At 35.1% G+C, this 17,842-nt stretch carries 17 protein-coding genes; 15 read left to right on the top strand and 2 right to left on the bottom strand.

The window, feature by feature from the left end; translation table 11 throughout:
• Position 1: 1 nt before the first annotated feature.
• From DIT68_RS00525 to DIT68_RS00475, 11 genes are all read left to right on the top strand, one after another.
• A complete protein-coding gene (locus DIT68_RS00525; RefSeq protein WP_146194078.1) occupies positions 2-430 on the top strand; it encodes a hypothetical protein in 429 nt (142 codons plus the stop codon).
• Positions 427-999, top strand: a complete 573-nt coding sequence (locus DIT68_RS00520; RefSeq protein ID WP_109357863.1) for a glutamine amidotransferase-related protein — start codon at positions 427-429, stop codon at positions 997-999. The genes DIT68_RS00525 and DIT68_RS00520 overlap by 4 nt, the downstream gene beginning before the upstream one ends.
• Before the next feature lie 29 nt (positions 1,000-1,028).
• Entirely contained in the window at positions 1,029-2,261 is a 1,233-nt protein-coding gene (locus tag DIT68_RS00515; protein WP_109357862.1) for a nucleoside recognition domain-containing protein, read from the top strand.
• The gene (locus DIT68_RS00510) at positions 2,261-2,806 is read left to right on the top strand and encodes a hypothetical protein (RefSeq protein ID WP_109357861.1); all 546 of its coding nucleotides are present in this window, start codon (positions 2,261-2,263) and stop codon (positions 2,804-2,806) included. The genes DIT68_RS00515 and DIT68_RS00510 overlap by 1 nt, the downstream gene beginning before the upstream one ends.
• Positions 2,807-3,126: 320 nt before the next feature.
• On the top strand, positions 3,127-4,605 hold the full coding sequence (locus tag DIT68_RS00505) for a potassium/proton antiporter (protein ID WP_109357860.1): 1,479 nt from the start codon (positions 3,127-3,129) through the stop codon (positions 4,603-4,605).
• Between the two features lie 106 nt (positions 4,606-4,711).
• On the top strand, positions 4,712-6,400 hold the full coding sequence (ettA, locus tag DIT68_RS00500) for an energy-dependent translational throttle protein EttA (protein ID WP_109357859.1): 1,689 nt from the start codon (positions 4,712-4,714) through the stop codon (positions 6,398-6,400).
• Positions 6,401-6,597: 197 nt separating this feature from the next.
• The gene (locus DIT68_RS00495) at positions 6,598-6,969 is read left to right on the top strand and encodes a four helix bundle protein (RefSeq protein WP_109357858.1); all 372 of its coding nucleotides are present in this window, start codon (positions 6,598-6,600) and stop codon (positions 6,967-6,969) included.
• Between the two features lie 162 nt (positions 6,970-7,131).
• Entirely contained in the window at positions 7,132-8,592 is a 1,461-nt protein-coding gene (locus DIT68_RS00490; protein WP_109357857.1) for an aminoacyl-histidine dipeptidase, read from the top strand.
• Positions 8,593-8,607: 15 nt separating this feature from the next.
• Positions 8,608-8,823, top strand: a complete 216-nt coding sequence (locus DIT68_RS00485; RefSeq protein WP_109357856.1) for a DUF3820 family protein — start codon at positions 8,608-8,610, stop codon at positions 8,821-8,823.
• Positions 8,824-9,198: 375 nt separating this feature from the next.
• A complete protein-coding gene (locus tag DIT68_RS00480; protein WP_146194077.1) occupies positions 9,199-9,615 on the top strand; it encodes a hypothetical protein in 417 nt (138 codons plus the stop codon).
• A gap of 11 nt (positions 9,616-9,626) precedes the next feature.
• Positions 9,627-11,666, top strand: coding sequence for a PKD domain-containing protein (locus DIT68_RS00475; RefSeq protein WP_109357854.1), 2,040 nt, complete (start codon positions 9,627-9,629; stop codon positions 11,664-11,666).
• 73 nt (positions 11,667-11,739) lie between these two features.
• Here DIT68_RS00475 and DIT68_RS00470 read toward each other — a convergent pair whose 3' ends face one another.
• The gene (locus DIT68_RS00470) at positions 11,740-12,717 is read right to left on the bottom strand and encodes a glycosyltransferase family 9 protein (RefSeq protein WP_109357853.1); all 978 of its coding nucleotides are present in this window, start codon (positions 12,715-12,717) and stop codon (positions 11,740-11,742) included.
• A gap of 576 nt (positions 12,718-13,293) precedes the next feature.
• Here DIT68_RS00470 and proC point away from each other — a divergent pair.
• The 4 genes from proC to DIT68_RS00450 all read left to right on the top strand — a co-directional run bounded on the left by proC (position 13,294) and on the right by DIT68_RS00450 (position 17,088).
• Positions 13,294-14,103, top strand: coding sequence for a pyrroline-5-carboxylate reductase (proC, locus tag DIT68_RS00465; protein ID WP_109357852.1), 810 nt, complete (start codon positions 13,294-13,296; stop codon positions 14,101-14,103).
• A 56-nt stretch (positions 14,104-14,159) separates the two neighbouring features.
• Positions 14,160-14,933, top strand: coding sequence for a glutamate 5-kinase (gene proB, locus DIT68_RS00460; RefSeq protein WP_109357851.1), 774 nt, complete (start codon positions 14,160-14,162; stop codon positions 14,931-14,933).
• A 166-nt stretch (positions 14,934-15,099) separates the two neighbouring features.
• The gene (locus DIT68_RS00455) at positions 15,100-16,296 is read left to right on the top strand and encodes a glutamate-5-semialdehyde dehydrogenase (RefSeq protein ID WP_109357850.1); all 1,197 of its coding nucleotides are present in this window, start codon (positions 15,100-15,102) and stop codon (positions 16,294-16,296) included.
• A gap of 405 nt (positions 16,297-16,701) precedes the next feature.
• Positions 16,702-17,088 carry a hypothetical protein gene (locus DIT68_RS00450; RefSeq protein ID WP_109357849.1) on the top strand — a complete coding sequence of 129 codons (387 nt, stop codon included), beginning with the start codon at positions 16,702-16,704 and terminating at the stop codon, positions 17,086-17,088.
• Between the two features lie 2 nt (positions 17,089-17,090).
• Here DIT68_RS00450 and DIT68_RS00445 read toward each other — a convergent pair whose 3' ends face one another.
• A complete protein-coding gene (locus tag DIT68_RS00445) occupies positions 17,091-17,609 on the bottom strand; it encodes a shikimate kinase (protein ID WP_109357848.1) in 519 nt (172 codons plus the stop codon).
• Between the last annotated feature and the right edge of the window lie 233 nt (positions 17,610-17,842).

The raw sequence follows: 17,842 nt of genomic DNA, 5'->3' as shown, positions 1-17,842 counted from the left end.
TGTGGTTTTCATAATATCAATTCTTCTGCTCTATTCATGTAAAAACGAAAACAATTCCCATTTTTCTTTTCCAATTCAGCTACTTCATGGTAATAGCGCAAAAGTATGGATACTTTCCAAGAGCAATATTTCAACTGATCCCTATTTTTCATCGCTCGAAAATTACAGAAAAACACTTACCTTTCATTCAAACAACACTTTTAGAGACCAAGAGTTAATCCACTTAGGGAGTAACAGAGGACAAACAGGTAAATACAAAATCAAAAAAGCAGAAAAAGATTCTAATTACGAAATTCTATTGAACTATTCGAATGAGGAAACATTAAAGTTAAGCATTCATTCCATTAGTAATTCAAAGTTAGTTGTCAAAGCCCGTCTTAACCCAGCGGCCATTTGGGAATTTAACACTTTAAAAGCTCCAAAAATATGATTCTCATTGTTGATTGCGGATATAGTTCTATTTATAAATTGGAAGATTTAGTGGATCAGTACAGCGATTATAAGACTGTATCTATTTACGACATTCAACTAGAAGAGCTTCAAAAAATTAATCCGAAAGGAGCGATAATTAGTCATGCTCACATTTCAATCAACGAAACCAATGTTGAAAAATACATTGAGAAGATTGAGGAGGTTTTTAAATTAGAAATTCCTGTTTTGGGCATAGGCGTCGGACATCATTTAATAGGAGTTTGTTTTAATGCCCGACCTGCTTTCGAACCTTACAGAAATGAATTAGTGGATATTGGTATTCTGCAAACCGAAGGAATCTTTGATAAATTACCGTATGAAGTCCAATTGATAAAAGACAATGCTGGAACCATTTCTATTCCTCCCGGTTTTCAATTGTTAGCCAGTTCAGATTTCAGTATTAATGAGGCGATGAAAAAACACGACAAACCCATTTATGGAGTTCAGTTTATTCCCGAAGTTTCTGGAAATCTTGGAGCGGTAATCATGGATAACTTTGTGAATATTTCTCTGCACAAATCAGATTGAATTCCACATAATTTAAGAACTTAGCGCTCATGTTATTAAACCGTTTATGGATTGGATTGTTTTTCTCAGCTTTGGCTGTGGGACTAGGGAAATTGATTTTCTTTGGTGACATGCTTATTTTCAAGGAGATGGTCGATGCTTTATTCGAAAGTGCAGAATTGGCTTTTAAAATTGCCCTTTTCCTAACTGGTGCATTATGTCTTTGGATGGGTTTTATGGAAATCGGTGAAAAAGGCGGTGCGATCAATGCATTAACCCGCTTAGTTGCGCCCTTATTCGGAAAATTATTTCCAGACGTTCCAAAAGACCATCCTGCAGTGGGTTCTATGATGATGAATTTCAGTGCCAATATGCTTGGATTAGATAACGCCGCTACTCCACTTGGTTTAAAAGCAATGGGACAATTACAAGAACTTAATCCAAAAAAAGACACCGCTTCAAATGCGCAAATTATGTTTTTGGTCATGAATACTTCTGGATTAACGATCATTCCTGTAAGCATTTTAGCCTACCGAAGTGGCGCTGGTTCAGTCTCCCCATCAGAAGTATTTTTACCCATTTTAATTTCTACGTTTTTCGCTTCATTGGTTGGATTATTTGTTGTTGCCTTTAAACAGAAAATAAATTTACTCAACAAAACCGTTCTTGCCTATTTAGGAACGTTAACCGCATTGATTGTTGGATTATTGATTTGGCTATACAACAATCCCGACATGGTGGAACCTGTTTCAAGTGTTGGAGGGAACTTGCTCTTATTTTCCGTAATCATCACCTTTTTAGGGTTGGGAATTCGGAAAAAGATCAATGTTTATGAAGTGTTTATTGACGGAGCAAAAGGAGGTTTTGATGTAGCCATTAAAATTGTCCCCTATTTAGTCGCAATTCTTGTTGCAATTGGAGTTTTTAAAGCATCAGGAGCGATGGAAATTCTTTTTGATGGAATAAGATTGCTATTGATTCAAGCCTCTGTAACCAATACAGAATTCATAGAAGCTTTACCCACCGCATTTATGAAACCATTTAGTGGTGGTGCAGCTCGGGGAATGATGTTAGAAACTTTTGCTACACACGGAGTAGATTCCTTTATTGGTAAAATGGCAGCTACCTTCCAAGGCTCTACCGAAACTACATTTTATGTATTGGCTGTTTACTTTGGCTCGGTGGGAATTAAGAAAACGCGCTATGCCGCTGGAGCTGGATTAATCGCTGATGCGGCTGGAATAATTGCAGCTATTTTCATTTCTTTTTTATTCTATACTTAATGAAAAAACCATTAACAGAATTAAAACCTGAAGATGCAATCCCATTATTTGTACGTTTAAAAAACATAATTTTAGGCAAGCAAAAGCCCGATGGTTTTACGCAAATCACATTCTCAATTTCACTCTTATCCTGGTTATTACTGGTCGTCTGGAATGCTGTAAGTTATTTTGTTCTCCTCACTTCAGATATCATTAAAGAGAATAAAGGTTTTTCTGTTGATGAAGTGATAATCAAGAATGGTCAAAATCTTGGTTTTAACGGCGAAGAATTTCTGATCTCCATTACCACATTCTACTTCAATAATTTATTTATATGGCTTTTTGTTTTCTTTGGTCTTGCCCTAATGTATCGCAAGAAAAGAATCTATACATTCTTTATTTTGGGTGGTTTGGCCGCCCATTTTACCTACATGTTTATCGTTTTGGGCTTCCAATACTTTGTAGAAGATATTTCATTTTTCGATAAGATTCTATATGCCGTTTTGATTGTAATAACGATAATTCATTCGTTTTTGATGAAAAAAGAGGTAGATTCTAAGCTTTAATGTATAATGCGTTGGGCTTTCACGATGATTGTTTTTTCGCTACAAAGTGAAACAAGAAACAATGAAAGCTAAATTAGGATAAACAGTGAAAGCGTTGAAAAACAAAATAGAATAAAGAATATGAACTAAGGAAGGAAGACAAGCTGATTGGAAAAGTACACTATTTTCAATTTTGAACGACTTTTCCTCTAATTACAGTCATTTGTAATATTCCATTTTCAGTTCCCAAGGGTCTAATACTATACTAGTTTTAAATTCTTATTTTTACGAATTGGTGATTTCAGGAAAGTTCCAGCGCCACAAATTTGATAAACTTTAATATGTTTCTAACGAGTGAGAATATTTTACTGATTGGTTCATTGTTACTATTCATTAGTATTGTAATAGGGAAAACTTCTTCTCGATTTGGTGTTCCAACCTTACTTCTTTTCCTCACCATTGGTATGATGGCTGGTTCTGATGGAATAGCAGGAATTAAATTCGACAATCCAAAAATTGCTCAATTTATTGGTATTGTTTCATTAAACTTCATTTTATTCTCTGGTGGATTAGATACCAACTGGAAAACAGTAAAACCAATTTTAAGAGAAGGAGTTGTTTTATCCACAATTGGAGTTTTCTTCACCGCAATGTCTCTCGGACTTTTCGTTTTTTGGTTAACTGATTTCACTATTTATGAAAGTTTACTTTTAGGTTCAATTGTTTCCTCTACGGATGCTGCCGCTGTATTCTCCATTTTACGTTCCAAAAGTATAGCTCTAAAATCGAATATTCGTCCTACCCTAGAGCTTGAAAGTGGGAGTAACGACCCAATGGCTTATGTACTTACAATTTCATTTCTAACTTTGGTAATCAATCAAGATCAAGGTTTACTCTCCATTATTCCAATATTCCTTCTACAAATGATTTTGGGAGGAATAGCCGGATTTGGCTTTGGAATTTTGAGCAAATACATCATCAACAATCTTAAACTGGGCTTTGAAGGGCTTTATCCTGTTCTTGTAATTGCACTCATGTTTATTACCTTTTCGGCAACAGATGCTTTAGGTGGAAACGGATTTTTAGCCATCTATATTTGTGCTGTTTACCTAGGAAATCAAGATTTGATTTACAAAAAGACCATTCTCAAAATGTATGACGGATTGGCTTGGTTAATGCAAATCATTCTGTTCTTAACGCTGGGATTACTGGTATTTCCTTCACATGTAATGCCATTTATGGGAATTGGATTATTAATTTCCCTTTTCTTAATTTTCATTGCTCGTCCGCTGGCTGTTTTTATCAGTTTAATTCCATTCAAAATGAAAGTAAAACGTAAACTTTTCATTTCATGGGTTGGACTTAGGGGGGCTGTTCCTATCGTTTTTGCAACTTATCCTTTAATCGCAGGAATTGATAAGGCGGACATGATGTTTAACATCGTATTCTTTATTTCTGTCACCTCCATCGTTCTTCAGGGTACAACCTTAAGTATGTTTGCGAAATGGTTAAAAGTAGACTTACCAGAAGGAGAGAAAATAGTAACCGAACATGATTTATTCATCTCCAATGAACCTAAAATGATGATGCAAGAAGTACATGTGTTAGATAATTGCATTGCGATAGGAAACAAGATTGTAAATTTAGGTTTTCCAAACTCTGCGGTAATCTCCATGATTAAAAGAGGAGACTTATTCATCACTCCAGATGGTTCTACGGTTATTGAAGCCAATGACATTTTGGTAGTTCTTACCGACAAGGAAGAAGATTTTGACCAAGTGAGCAAGTGCTTAAAACAAAAAATTGTAGAGGTTAAATAAATCTACCAAGTGCTAAACTATCGATTTTTTCACCTAGAAAAACGTCCATTCTTCAAGATTGTCAACTCAATAAAAATGACTACATTTGAAACTCAAAATTTCGAATATGTCAGACGATAAAAAAATCATTTTTTCAATGATGGGAGTGAGTAAATCCACTCCAGCAGGAAAGCAAATTATAAAAGATATTTCTCTACAGTTCTACTACGGTGCGAAAATCGGTATTATCGGTTTAAACGGATCTGGTAAATCTACTGTGATGAAAATTATTGCAGGAATTGACAAATCATTTATTGGTGATTTAACAATTGCAGATGGTTATACTGTAGGTTATTTACCTCAAGAACCAGAATTAGACCCTACAAAAACGGTAAAAGAAATCGTAATGGAAGGTGTTCAAGAAACGGTTGATATTCTTAAAGAATATGAAGAAATCAACAATTCTTTTATGGATGAGGAAGTCTTGAATGATCCTGAAAAAATGGAAAAACTAATTGACCGCCAAGGTAAGGTTCAGGATAAAATTGATGCTGTTGATGCTTGGGAATTAGACACTCAATTAGACAGAGCAATGGACGCTTTGAGGTGTCCACCAAACGACCAATCAGTTGAACATCTTTCTGGAGGTGAGCGTCGCCGTGTGGCATTAACGCGCTTATTACTTCAAAAACCTGACATTCTATTATTGGATGAGCCTACCAACCACTTGGATGCGGAGTCAATTCATTGGTTAGAGCAACATTTACAACAATACAAAGGGACTGTAATTGCCGTAACTCACGACCGTTATTTTTTAGATAATGTAGCAGGATGGATTTTAGAGTTAGACCGCGGAGAAGGAATTCCATGGAAAGGAAATTACTCTTTATGGTTAGAACAAAAAGCAAAACGCTTAGAGCAAGAGGACAAACAAGCCTCTAAGCGCAAGAAAATGCTAGACAGCGAGTTGGAATGGGTAAGAATGAATCCGAAAGGACGTCATGCTAAAAACAAAGCGCGTTTAAGTAACTACGATAAATTAATGTCTGAGGATTCTAAGGCTAAAGAAATCAACTTAGAAATCCCAATTCCAAACGGACCACGATTAGGAAGCAATGTTATTGATGCAGTTGGAGTTGCTAAATCTTTTGGAGACAAACTCTTGTATGACGATTTGAATTTCAGCCTCCCTCCTAACGGAATTGTTGGAATTGTGGGACCAAACGGTGCGGGTAAAACAACCATTTTCAAAATGATTATGGGAGAATTAGAGCCCGATGCTGGAGAATTTAAAGTTGGTGAAACTGTAGAATTAGGTTACGTTGACCAAGCACATGAAGATTTGGATCCCGAAAAAACCATTTATGAAGTGGTATCGGGCGGAACAGATTTAATGGAAATTGGAGACCAAAAAGTGAACGCTAGGGCTTACATTTCAAAGTTTGCGTTCTCTGGTTCGGACCAAAACAAGAAAGTTGGAGTTTTATCAGGTGGTGAGCGAAATCGTTTACACCTAGCCTTGACACTAAAAACAGAAGCCAACGTTTTATTATTGGATGAGCCAACCAACGACATCGACATTAATACGCTTCGTGCTTTAGAAGAAGGAATAATGAACTTTGCCGGTTGTGTAGTTGTAATTTCTCACGACAGATGGTTCCTAGACAGAATTTGTACCCACATATTGGCCTTTGAAGGAGATTCAAAAATATACTCATTCGAAGGAAGTTTCTCTGAATACGAAGAAAACAAAAAGAAACGCTTAGGAGATCACACCCCAAAAAGACTAAAATACAGAAAGTTAACAGTAGATTAGAATAGTATTCAAGTTTTCAAGTTAAAAAAGTAGTCAAGTTTTCAAGTGGTTTAGTATAACCTAGTTAAAAAATGTAAACCTAAACAACGTGAAAACTTGACAACTTGAATACTTAAAAACTTGAAAACTAAATAACTAAATAACTTGAAAACTAACCAACTAACCAACTTGAAAACTAAAAAACTAAATAAAATAAAATGAGAATTTACGAATTTGAAGAAATCCAAGGATGGCAAAAAGCAAAAGAGCTAAGCATAGGAGTCTACAAAAATTTCTCAGACAACAAGGACTATGGTTTTAAGGATCAAATCCAGCGCGCAGCAGTTTCAGTAATGAATAACATAGCGGAAGGATACGAAAGTCAAACAAACAGAGTTTTCATACGTTATCTATATATTGCCAAAGGCTCATGCGGAGAAGTACGTTCAATGCTCTATCTAGCAAAAGAATTTAACTACATTTCCAATGAACAATTCGAAAAGCTTCATAAACTAAGCCTAGATGCCATACGTCTTATTTCAGGTTTCATAAAACACTTAAGCGAAAACCCCGATAAAAAAAGAACTTAAAAACTAACAAACTTAAAAACTAACAAACTTGAAAACTAAAAAACTTGACAACTTGAAAACTAACAAACTTGAAAACTAAACAACTCGATAACTAACCAACTAAAAAACTTGACAACTTGAAAACTAACAAACTTGAAAACTAAATAAAAAAATAAAAAAAACATGTCAAACGAAGTAAGAGCATTAGAACCTAAAGAAATTTGGGAGAATTTTGCAGATTTAAACGCAGTACCCCGACCAAGTAAAAAAGAAGAACGCGTAATCCAATTCATGGTTGATTTTGGAAACAAACTGGGATTAAAAACAGAAACGGATAAAGTTGGGAACATTATAATTAAAAAACCAGCTACAGAAGGAATGGAAGACCGTCAAACGGTGATTTTGCAATCGCATGTAGATATGGTTCACCAAAAAAATAACGCAACAGATTTCGACTTCGACAAAGAAGGAATTAAAATGATTGTTGACGGAGATTGGGTAAAAGCTGACGGAACAACATTAGGCGCGGATAATGGAATTGGTGTTGCAGCAATCATGGGGCTTTTAGCCAGTTCTGACATTCCACACCCAGCTTTAGAAGCAATGTTTACTGTGGATGAAGAAACAGGAATGACAGGAGCAAAAGAATTGGACCCATCATTTTACGAAGGAACAATTTTATTAAACCTCGATACAGAAGATGACGACGAAATCAGTATTGGCTGTGCTGGAGGAATTGACACCAATACAACTTACGAATATGAAGAAGTAGATTCTATTTCAGATGTAACCACTTATATAGTTGAATTGAAAGGTTTAATGGGCGGTCACTCAGGAATGGACATCGATAAAGGAAGAGGAAATGCCAACAAAATGATGGCGCGCTTACTAATCGAATCGCCAGTTGAATTGATTTTACACGACATGAATGGCGGAGGTTTACGTAATGCTATTCCACGAGAAGCAAAAGCCACAGTTTCAGTAGCACATTCAGTGACTTCGAAATTTGAGGATTATGTAGCCTCAATGGCTGCAGTTTTCGCAACAGAATATTCTCCAGTAGAAACGAAGATAGATTTAAGCGTTTCGAAAACTGAAACACCAGCAAAAATGCTTGCAAATCATGACAAGAATGCAATCTTAGCTGCTTTAAACGCGGTTTTTAATGGTGTATTTAAAATGAGTTTAAACTTTGATAACCTTGTTGAAACATCGAGTTCATTGGCACAAGTAATCATTAAAGATGGAACTTTCGAATCAAAATCCTTACAGCGAAGCTCTGTTGAAACAACGAAAGATGATGTTGCAAGAACAATTCGCAGTGTGTTTGATTTGCTAGGAGCTGATGTTGAGCAATCCGGAGATTATCCTGGATGGGAGCCCAACCCAGATTCTTCCATCTTAAAAACCATGCGTGAAATGTATGAAAAACGTTTCAACGAGAAGCCAAATGTTATGGCTTGTCACGCAGGATTGGAATGTGGAATCTTAGGAACTCACCTACCTAATGTAGATATGATTTCTTTCGGGCCAAATATTCGCCATGCACACTCTCCAGACGAATGCTGCCAGATTAGTTCAGTACAAAAATTCTGGGGATTCCTTTTGGAAGTATTAAAAGAAACACCAAAGAAAACTGCTTAATCTCCGAAATTTAAGATGAATAATCAACAAGAATTAATTGATTTAGCAAATATGAGAATGCCCTTTGGAAAATTCAAGGGGCTTCTTCTTGTTGAAATTCCAGAGCCTTACTATGTTTGGTACAATTCAAAAGGATTTCCAAAAGGAAAGTTGGGAAACCAAATGCAGTTAATGTATGAAATTAAAGTGAACGGCTTGGAAAATCTAATTCGGCCATTGGTTCGAAAATAATTTCAAAAACTACTGAGCACCCGTTGAACAAAATTCAGCGGGTGCTTTATTTTTAACAGAACTTTCCTTTTAAGTCACAGAATGTAGTAGCAAATTCTCTTCCCTGTATAACTTACAACTTAATATTGATAACCAAAACATTGTCTTCGAGTCATCAATTAAAACGGGTTACCCAAACTTTTAATGACCTCGTTAAACCCAAACTAACTGACAACCTACCCGAAAATTTTTAAATCTATCATAAAACTGATGCAACCTTTTTCAAAGTCTTCAGTCTTTTAAGAAGGAGTTAATCCCATGAATGAAATTGGAATTGTTACTCCAATTATTTTAGTTATATTTATTGAACCATTTTAATTTTAAAAAAACACTATTATGCAAAAACTAATCCTTCTATCAATTTCCACGCTGTTTACAATAGCTATGTTCGCTCAGCAATCTGTTTATTCGGGCTCAGATGACAAGCTAAAGTACAACGTGAAAGTTGAACAACTAACTGATAAAGTAAACGATATATTTCTAGAATACTATGTTCTATACATTAAGAACACCTCAAATAGTGATGTGACATTTAAGCCTGTTTTCAATTACAAGGATGAAAATGGAGTATTAAAAAATTCACTTTCGCATGATCAATTTGAACCAATAACTTTAAAACCTGGTGAAAGTATAAAAGGAGACTACCGTTCAAAAAGAGAACTTACCCTTTTCAAAGAATTCTTAATTGGAAATAGTGGTCAAAAAGCCTCTGACGCTCAATTCAAATTCGAATCAATTTCTACAAAATACTAAAAACTACAACGATGAAACTATTATACACAGCAATTTTTGTATTCCTCGCCTTTTGGTCCTATTCCCAATGTTCCGTAACAATTCAAACAGCCTCTGACTCCGTTGATTGTGCAGAATGTTTCGATTTAACTGCTGTAGGAATTGCGCAAGACACATTACAATATGAAGATTTCAATAATGGACTGTCTTCTGGTTGGTCAACCACAAACAATGTTATGTTTGGAAACCCATGTGGACCAACGCTCGATGGATCACCAGCATTATGGTGGGGGAATGTTCCACCACCAAGAACTTTAACATCAGTTGCATTTGACCTTACATGTGGTGGTGATGTTTGTTTTGATTTAGATTTTGCAGGAGATGACGGCGGTCCTCACTGTGAAGATCCAGACCAACCCAATGAAGGTGTTTACTTTCAATATTCAATAAACAATGGAGCAAGTTGGGTAACTATCTTTTATTTCCAACCAACAAATAACAAATCAGGACCTTACTATCAATGGGCAAACTATTGTTTTTCTATTCCTCCAGCTGCGCAAACAACAAGCACATTATTTCGTTGGCAATCGGATGATCCAACCTCTGCTTCCAATGACCACTGGGGAATTGACAATGTAGCGATTTTAGGAAACCTATGTAACTCTTATTATTACGACTGGAATGTTGATGGTACAACTAACCCTGCTGATACGAATATCTGTATCACTCAGAACACTGAAACTTATAATGTGATTTTCACAGATGGATTTCAAGATACTTGTTATGCATCAATAGATATGCATGCTGTAATGTATCCAAACTTACCAAATGACACTTCGTTCTGTGGTTACACGGATATAGATATTGTATCTAACCCAACAGGTGGAACTGGAACTTATGATTTCTTATGGAATAACGGAGATACTGACAATACTATAGAGAACGCCACTACAAATATTTACTATGTAGATATTGTTGATGGAACTTATCCTGGTTGTACAGCATCAGATACCATAGATTTTGGAATGCACCCTAATCCAGAGGTTAATTTCTCTGCATCGCCACTTTGTCAAGGTGCACCAACAAACTTTATAGACTCCACGCTATTGCCTCCAGGATTCACTGTGGATACATGGAACTGGAATTTCAATAACCAAGGTGCAACATCTACAGACCAAAATCCAAGTCATTTATTCTCAGGAGTAGGTACATATAATGTAAAACTAACCGTTGAAACAGAATTTGGATGTACAGGAGATACCACCATAACCTTCTTTATAGAACCTTCACCTTTTGCTAACTTTGACTATACGCAAGCTTGTCAAGGGGAAGAGGTCGAATTTACAAACACTTCCTTGGGGAATTATGAAAATTCTCATTGGGTGTTTACTAACGACACGGATACCATCTATGCTGAAGACACGACTTTTATTTTTGAAGGAAGTGGTGACTATGATGTTACGCTAATTGTAGAAGATATAAACGGTGCATGTATCAGTAATTCAACGCAGACTGTGTTTGTAAATCCTGCTCCAGATGTTTCTTTTACGGCGGATCCAATATTTGGAGAACCTGTTTTAGATGTTACTTTCTTAACAGATATTTCTGGTTTAGTTGATAACTACTGGGATTTCCAAGATGGTAATACAACAATTGAGCTGAATGATACCATATACAACTCATTTGAAGATGCAGGACTCTATAATGTTTCGCACACAGGTACCAGTCCAGAAGGGTGTACCAATACATATAGCTTGGAAATTAGAGTGGAATATCCAGAAGTTATTTTAGAAATCCCTAATGTATTCACACCAAATAATGATGGTGTAAATGACGGATTCTATATTAACTATATCGCCGCTTATGAGACCATTACTGAGTTTGAAATTGTGATTCTCAATAGATGGGGAACAGTAGTTAAAACATACTCTGAGCCAGACTTTATTTGGGATGGTACAAATAAATCAGGCAACAAAGTAAGTGATGGAACTTATTTTTACAAGGCTAACTTTAGTACCATAAAAGGACAGAATTATGAGGAGCACGGTTTTGTGCAAGTCGTTAACGATTAAACTCCACCATAATTAAAAAATGGGACATCTGCTTTAGTTGTCCCATTTTTTTTATTGACAAACTTCATTTTCTCTATCGAATACTTTCCTCTGATATTTCAATTGTATGTCCACAATCAAAATGACCGAGTGGACATTTTTTATGACCATGAAAACCACAAGGTCGACAATCTAATTTGTTTTTAGTTTCTAAAATTTTAGAATCTTCCGCCAAAGGACCAAATCCAAATTGAGGAATTGTTGAACAGAAGAAAGCTCGCGTTGGCGCATTCATAGCAGAAGCGATGTGCAAAGGTCCTGAATCATTTACATAATTCATTTCTGCATTTTCCATTAAAGCAGCGCTTTGCAACAGTGTTAGTTTTCCAGCCAAATTGTGAACGCCTTTTGGGAATTCCTGTTGAAGATCTGCACATAATTCAAAGTCTGTTGGTCCACCAAGTAACTTCACCTCCCCTTTTTGAATCAACAACTCAATAAGTTCCGTCCATTTTGATGTGGGTATTTTTTTAGTTTCCCATACAGATGCAGGGGCCAAACAATAGTATTTCTTACTGCTGAATTCAGCGATAGCTTCACGATCTGAAGATGAAGGAAATAACTCTGGACGGATTAAAGATTTTGCTCCGTGATGTGCAATTGTTTTTAAATTCCTCTCCACTTCATGTGTTCCATCTTCCAAAGAATGAGGAACTGTCTTAGAGTACATTTTAGAAAAGGCGTTTTTATCAAATCCTATTTTACTTTTAGCTCTTGCAAATCGGGTCATTAGTCCAGCATTTGTATATCGCTGCAGCGTAATTACTTCATCATATTTCTGCTTTCTTATTGAACGAATAATTGCGATTAAGCTTTTGTATTTTCCTTCATTCTTATTCCAAACGTAAACGTGATTAATCTTTGGGTTATTGGTCAACAAAGACTCGTTTCCTTTTCGGACTACCACATCAATTTTTGCATCCGGATAAATTCGGTTTAGCTCTGATATTATTGGAGTGCAAAGTATCACATCTCCTAAAAAAGCGGTCTGTATAATTAAGAATTTTTTCACGTTGCGAATATACTCAATTCAAAACTGAAAATTCAAGTATGTAGACCAAGTAAAAAAATGTAGACCCATTTTGAAAACTCTGTTTGTACAGGGGAAATGCTTGGTTTTTCGTTTTTAAGCCCCGGCGGAGGTGGAAAGCTTGGTGAAGACTTTGGCTAAATTTTGTTTTGTGATTGGAGAGCGACCAGCGGAATGCTCCTCCAGCACATTAACAAAATAGCAAAAGACAAGACAACTTGAAAATGTAGACGGAATAGGCTCATAATAATACTTGACCATTTACTATTACTAATTAGATAGAGCGGGTTGCGTATTTCAACACAATTAAGATTTATTGTGATATTAGTTCGCTTCCGTAACTAACTAGCTTGAAAATTGTTTTAGTTTAAGGGAAAACACAATTATTTTAACCATGACAGAATATCATGATACATTGACACACTCATCCAAATCATTGACTACACTGTCTTTGCGCATGTTTACACTTAAGAAATCAGGCATAAATACAGATTAATGGAGATTAGAACAATTGTTGCACAAAAGGAATTACATATATAAACATAAATAATAGAATACATGAAATTATTAGTAATCGGTGGCGGAAATATGGGTTTAACCTATTCTGAAGGAATGTCACAATCCCCGTTATTGAACCGGAGAAAATTAATGATTCAGGACTTAAACCCTGATACACTTGCAAAATTAGAACAAAATCCTGATTTTGAAGTCTATGACAATATTGAAGACTGCCTTCCTACAGCAGACATCATTTTTATTGCGGTAAAACCATATCACTGTGTGGATTTATTCGACAAAATGAAAGACATGGTTAATGATCAGCAATTATTTGTTTCGTTGATGGCTGGAGTAACAATTGATTTTATTAAAGAAAATTTAGGTGTATCAAAAGTGGTAAGAACAATGCCTAATCTTCCTGCAAAAGTAGGGAAAGGTGTTACTTCATTCACCGAATCACACGATGTATCAAGAGTTGAATTATTGATGGTTAGAAATCTACTTGATACAACTGGAGCCTCTATTCATGTGGAAACAGAGAGCTTTATTGACAAATCAACAGGAATTTCAGGAAGTGGTCCAGCTTATGTTTTCTATTTTATGAATTCTATGCTAGAAGCAGCAAGAAAAATGGGATTCTCTGAAAATGATTCAAAAATATTGGTGAGTTCAACTTTTGAGGGTGCGGTTACCTTATTTAACGAGGGAGATATTTCACCTCAAAAATGGATGGACAGAGTTGCTTCGAAAGGAGGAACAACGCAAGCAGCATTGGATTCAATGGACGACAATAATGTGAGAGAGTTAATTAAAGAAGCCGCTTATGCTGCATTTAATAGAGCTGTAGAATTGGGTAAAGACCCTGAATAAAAAAGCTATTAAAAGCTTATCAACATAAATAAAATTAAATAATTATAAATAAAGGTTTGGAAGAATTTAAGAAAAGAGTAGTAATAAAAGTAGGAACAAATGTAATGACCAATAAAAACAACAGAATTGTTGGTCCAATTTTAAAAAATCTTGTTCGACAAATTGCGTATTTGTATGAACGAGACATCATCACAATTTTGGTTTCTTCTGGTTCTGCAATTGCGGGGAAAGAAGTTTTAGGAGATTGTTCTGCAATTGACCCAACAACGAGAAGACAGATTTTTTCTTCTGTAGGTCAACCGCGTTTAATGAGACATTATTATTCGATGTTTCATGATTTTGGAATTAATTGCGCACAAGTCTTGGCCACAAAAAGAGATTTTGCACCTGGTGAATATAGAGACAACATGATTAATTGTTACGAAGCTTTATTGAATGAGGGAATTGTGCCAATAGCCAATGAAGATGATGCGGTTTCTTTAACCATGTCGATGTTTTCTGACAATGATGAATTGGCAAGTTTAGTGGCAGAACTCGTAGATGCTGACATGTTAATTATGTTGACAGACACTGACGGACTTTACACTGGTCATCCAGACGATGATGAATCTGAACTTTTACACCATGTTGAAGGAGATGAAAACGTTGAGAAATATGTTCAAGCATCAGAAAAAGGTGAAGGTGAAGGCCGCGGTGGAATGGGATCTAAGTTAAAAATTGCGAAGTCTACAGCCAACAAAAACATACCAACATATATTGCCAACGGAAAAGAGGACAATATTATTATTGACATTTTGGAAGGTAAAGAAGTGGGAACGAAATTCGTTTAGTTTAATTGCGAATTGGAAAAATTTCTACAAGATTACATTGATCGAAGATACAATGTAGGGACGATTTGTAAATCGTCCGTTTCCTTGGAGGATTTCCATTCATATTGACAATTATATTTATTGATACATTCAAAAACAAATAATTACAAAAAAAACAACAACAGAAATGAAATTTTTAGATACAGACAAAAAGAATAATGTTTTACAATCGATGATAGATATTATCGATAAAAAGAGAGATGAAATTCTCGAAGAGAATAAAAAAGATTTAGATGCTTTTGAAAGAGATGACCAAGCATTGTATGACCGCTTGGTTGTAGATCAAGATAAAATTGACGGAATGATTACCGCTATTCGTCAGGTAAAAGGTCAAGAAGACCCGGTAGGAAAGAAGATTTCTGAACTTAAACTAGAAAATGGTTTAGAAGTAATTAATAAAACGGATCCATTTGGAACGATAATGATAATTTATGAATCTCGTCCGGATGTTACAATTGAAGCTGCTGTTTTAGCATTTAAAGCGAATAACAAAATTTTACTTAAAGGTGGACGTGAAGCATACCACAGTAATAAGGTATTGGTGAAATGTTGGCATGAAGCACTTGAAGCAAACGGTTTAGATAAAGACTGGATAAAAATGTTGGAGATGAATCGTGAGGAAACACAAGAATTCTTAAGAAATCCGACTGAAAAACTAGACTTGATTGTACCAAGAGGTGGAGAAAGATTAATCGATTTTGTAAAGCAACATGCGAAATGTGCCGTTTTAATTTCTGGAAGAGGAAACAACTTTATGTATATATCTCCACAGGCTGATTGGGCGAAAACCATAACTGTGATGTTGAACGCAAAAACAGATAAAACATCCGCTTGTAATGCTTTAGACAACATCCTTATTGATAGAAATATAGAAGCATACGAAGAAAAACTAAAGGACTTAGATGCTGTTTTAACAAAAGCAGGCGTAGAAATCATAGTTGACGAAAAAACAAAATCCGTTCTTTCCGATAAGGAAGTAATGGAAAATGAAGACGTATGGAAAGAAGAGTTTCTCGCCATGAAAATCTTGATTGGTACAGTGGAAAGTAAGGAAGAGGCCATAGAAAAAATTAATGAGCATTCTGGAAAACACTCTTCAATTATAATGACAGAAGATAAAAACGAGGCATTAATGTTCATGGAACAAATAGACAGTGCTGCGGTTTATCAAAACGCATCATCTAGATTTACCGATGGAGGAGCCATGGGCGTTGGAGCCGAACTGGCGATTAGTACAGATAAATTACACCACAGAGGTCCACTTGGATTAAAGCAATTGACTACCAATAAATACTATGTTTTTGGTGATGGTCAGGTGAGGTAAGCAACCAACGATCATATTGAGCCTTGAATTAGATTTTGATTGAAATCAAAATCTAATTCAAGGCTTTTTTGTTATCCAGTATTTTATTGTTGTGCTTTGTTTTTCATGAATAAAACCATTCAATTTAACAGCAATTATTCAGCAAAAAAATAGAGTAAGCGCTTGTTTTTGTCTTAGAAATTTAAAAATAAAACAAGGAGTTTAACTGATAAACGAAGATAAAACTATAAAATTTTAAAAAACCATTCACGGAACAGAAATACCATTTAAGCACAACAAAACAACCATTCGTCTACGTAAAATGTTTTTAGTGAATTTTAAAATAAATTAAAAATAGTATTGGAAAAAGTATTTTTCTAATTTATTTAAATCTATATTTGGTCACACTATTAAAAAACCAGATCAATGCAGACCAAAAATGAATATGACAGTCCTGTTGCAAGGATAACGAAAGATGAAAATGGAATATTCGTGTTTAAGCTTAAAAACACTTCTACAGCATTTGATTTGGAAGAAGCAAGGAATCAAAAACGATATTTAGCTGTTGAATCAGGAGGAAAACCCTATAAAACGATAATTGATACTACTGGTAGTTTAGCACTTCCTAATGATGAAGCGTGTGAATACTACCTAACAGAAAACAACTTTGAAAACGTGATTTCGCTTGTTGTAAACTCATTACCTATGCAGTTACTGCTTGGACAACTGGTTAAACGGCATGAAGTTCCGAATATAAAGATTTTCAAAAAAGCGAAGGATGCCTATGACTGGATTTTAATTCAGGAGTTTTAGTTTTATATTAAAGGTTTCAAAACTTTAATCATTGAATCTAGCTCTTGCTCATCTCTATTGAAGACAATCTTTGCCTGATTATAAAAGGCTTCTCTTTCCTCCACTTTATTTTCAATAAATTCCAATAATTGATCATCATTCAGGTCTTTCAGCAGTGGGCGTTCCGATTTACTATTCACCAAGCGATGAAATAATTCCTTTGGAGGTCTATGCAAATAGCATGTTACCCCGTTGTTATTCATTGTTTTCATATTCTGATTAAAACAAGGTAGACCACCACCAACAGATATAATGGCATTTTGGAATTCATGAATAGTATCCAGAAGCATTTTCGTTTCCTCCTTTCTAAAACTTAGCTCACCATATTTTGAAAAGAACTCATTGATACTTATTTTAAATTTCTTTTCAATTTCTTGATCTAGGTCTACAAAAGGAATATTCAGCTTATTGGCTAGCCTCTTCCCTATTGAAGTCTTCCCTACTCCCATAAAACCAATTAAAAATATTCGATTATTCTGCATAAAGCAAATTTAAAGATTCCTATTTGATAAATTCTTTTAAATCATTCTAAAATATTTTAGGCTTACTATTACTTAAAAATCAACGAGTTCAATATAAATCAAAATTTAAATTCAAAAAAAATCAATTTTACACTTGTCAGTCTAAATAATGCCAGTATATTTGCACCCGCAATCACGATATAAATAAACAAAAACAGCGGTTTTTGGATTAGATATAAAAAGGATTGAATTGA

The sequence above is a fragment of the Brumimicrobium oceani genome (genome assembly GCF_003143775.1).
In the GTDB taxonomy this organism is placed as follows: domain Bacteria; phylum Bacteroidota; class Bacteroidia; order Flavobacteriales_D; family Crocinitomicaceae; genus Brumimicrobium; species Brumimicrobium oceani.
The sequence above is the reverse complement of the archived record's forward strand: the minus strand, read 5'-3'. Positions and strand labels throughout refer to the sequence as shown.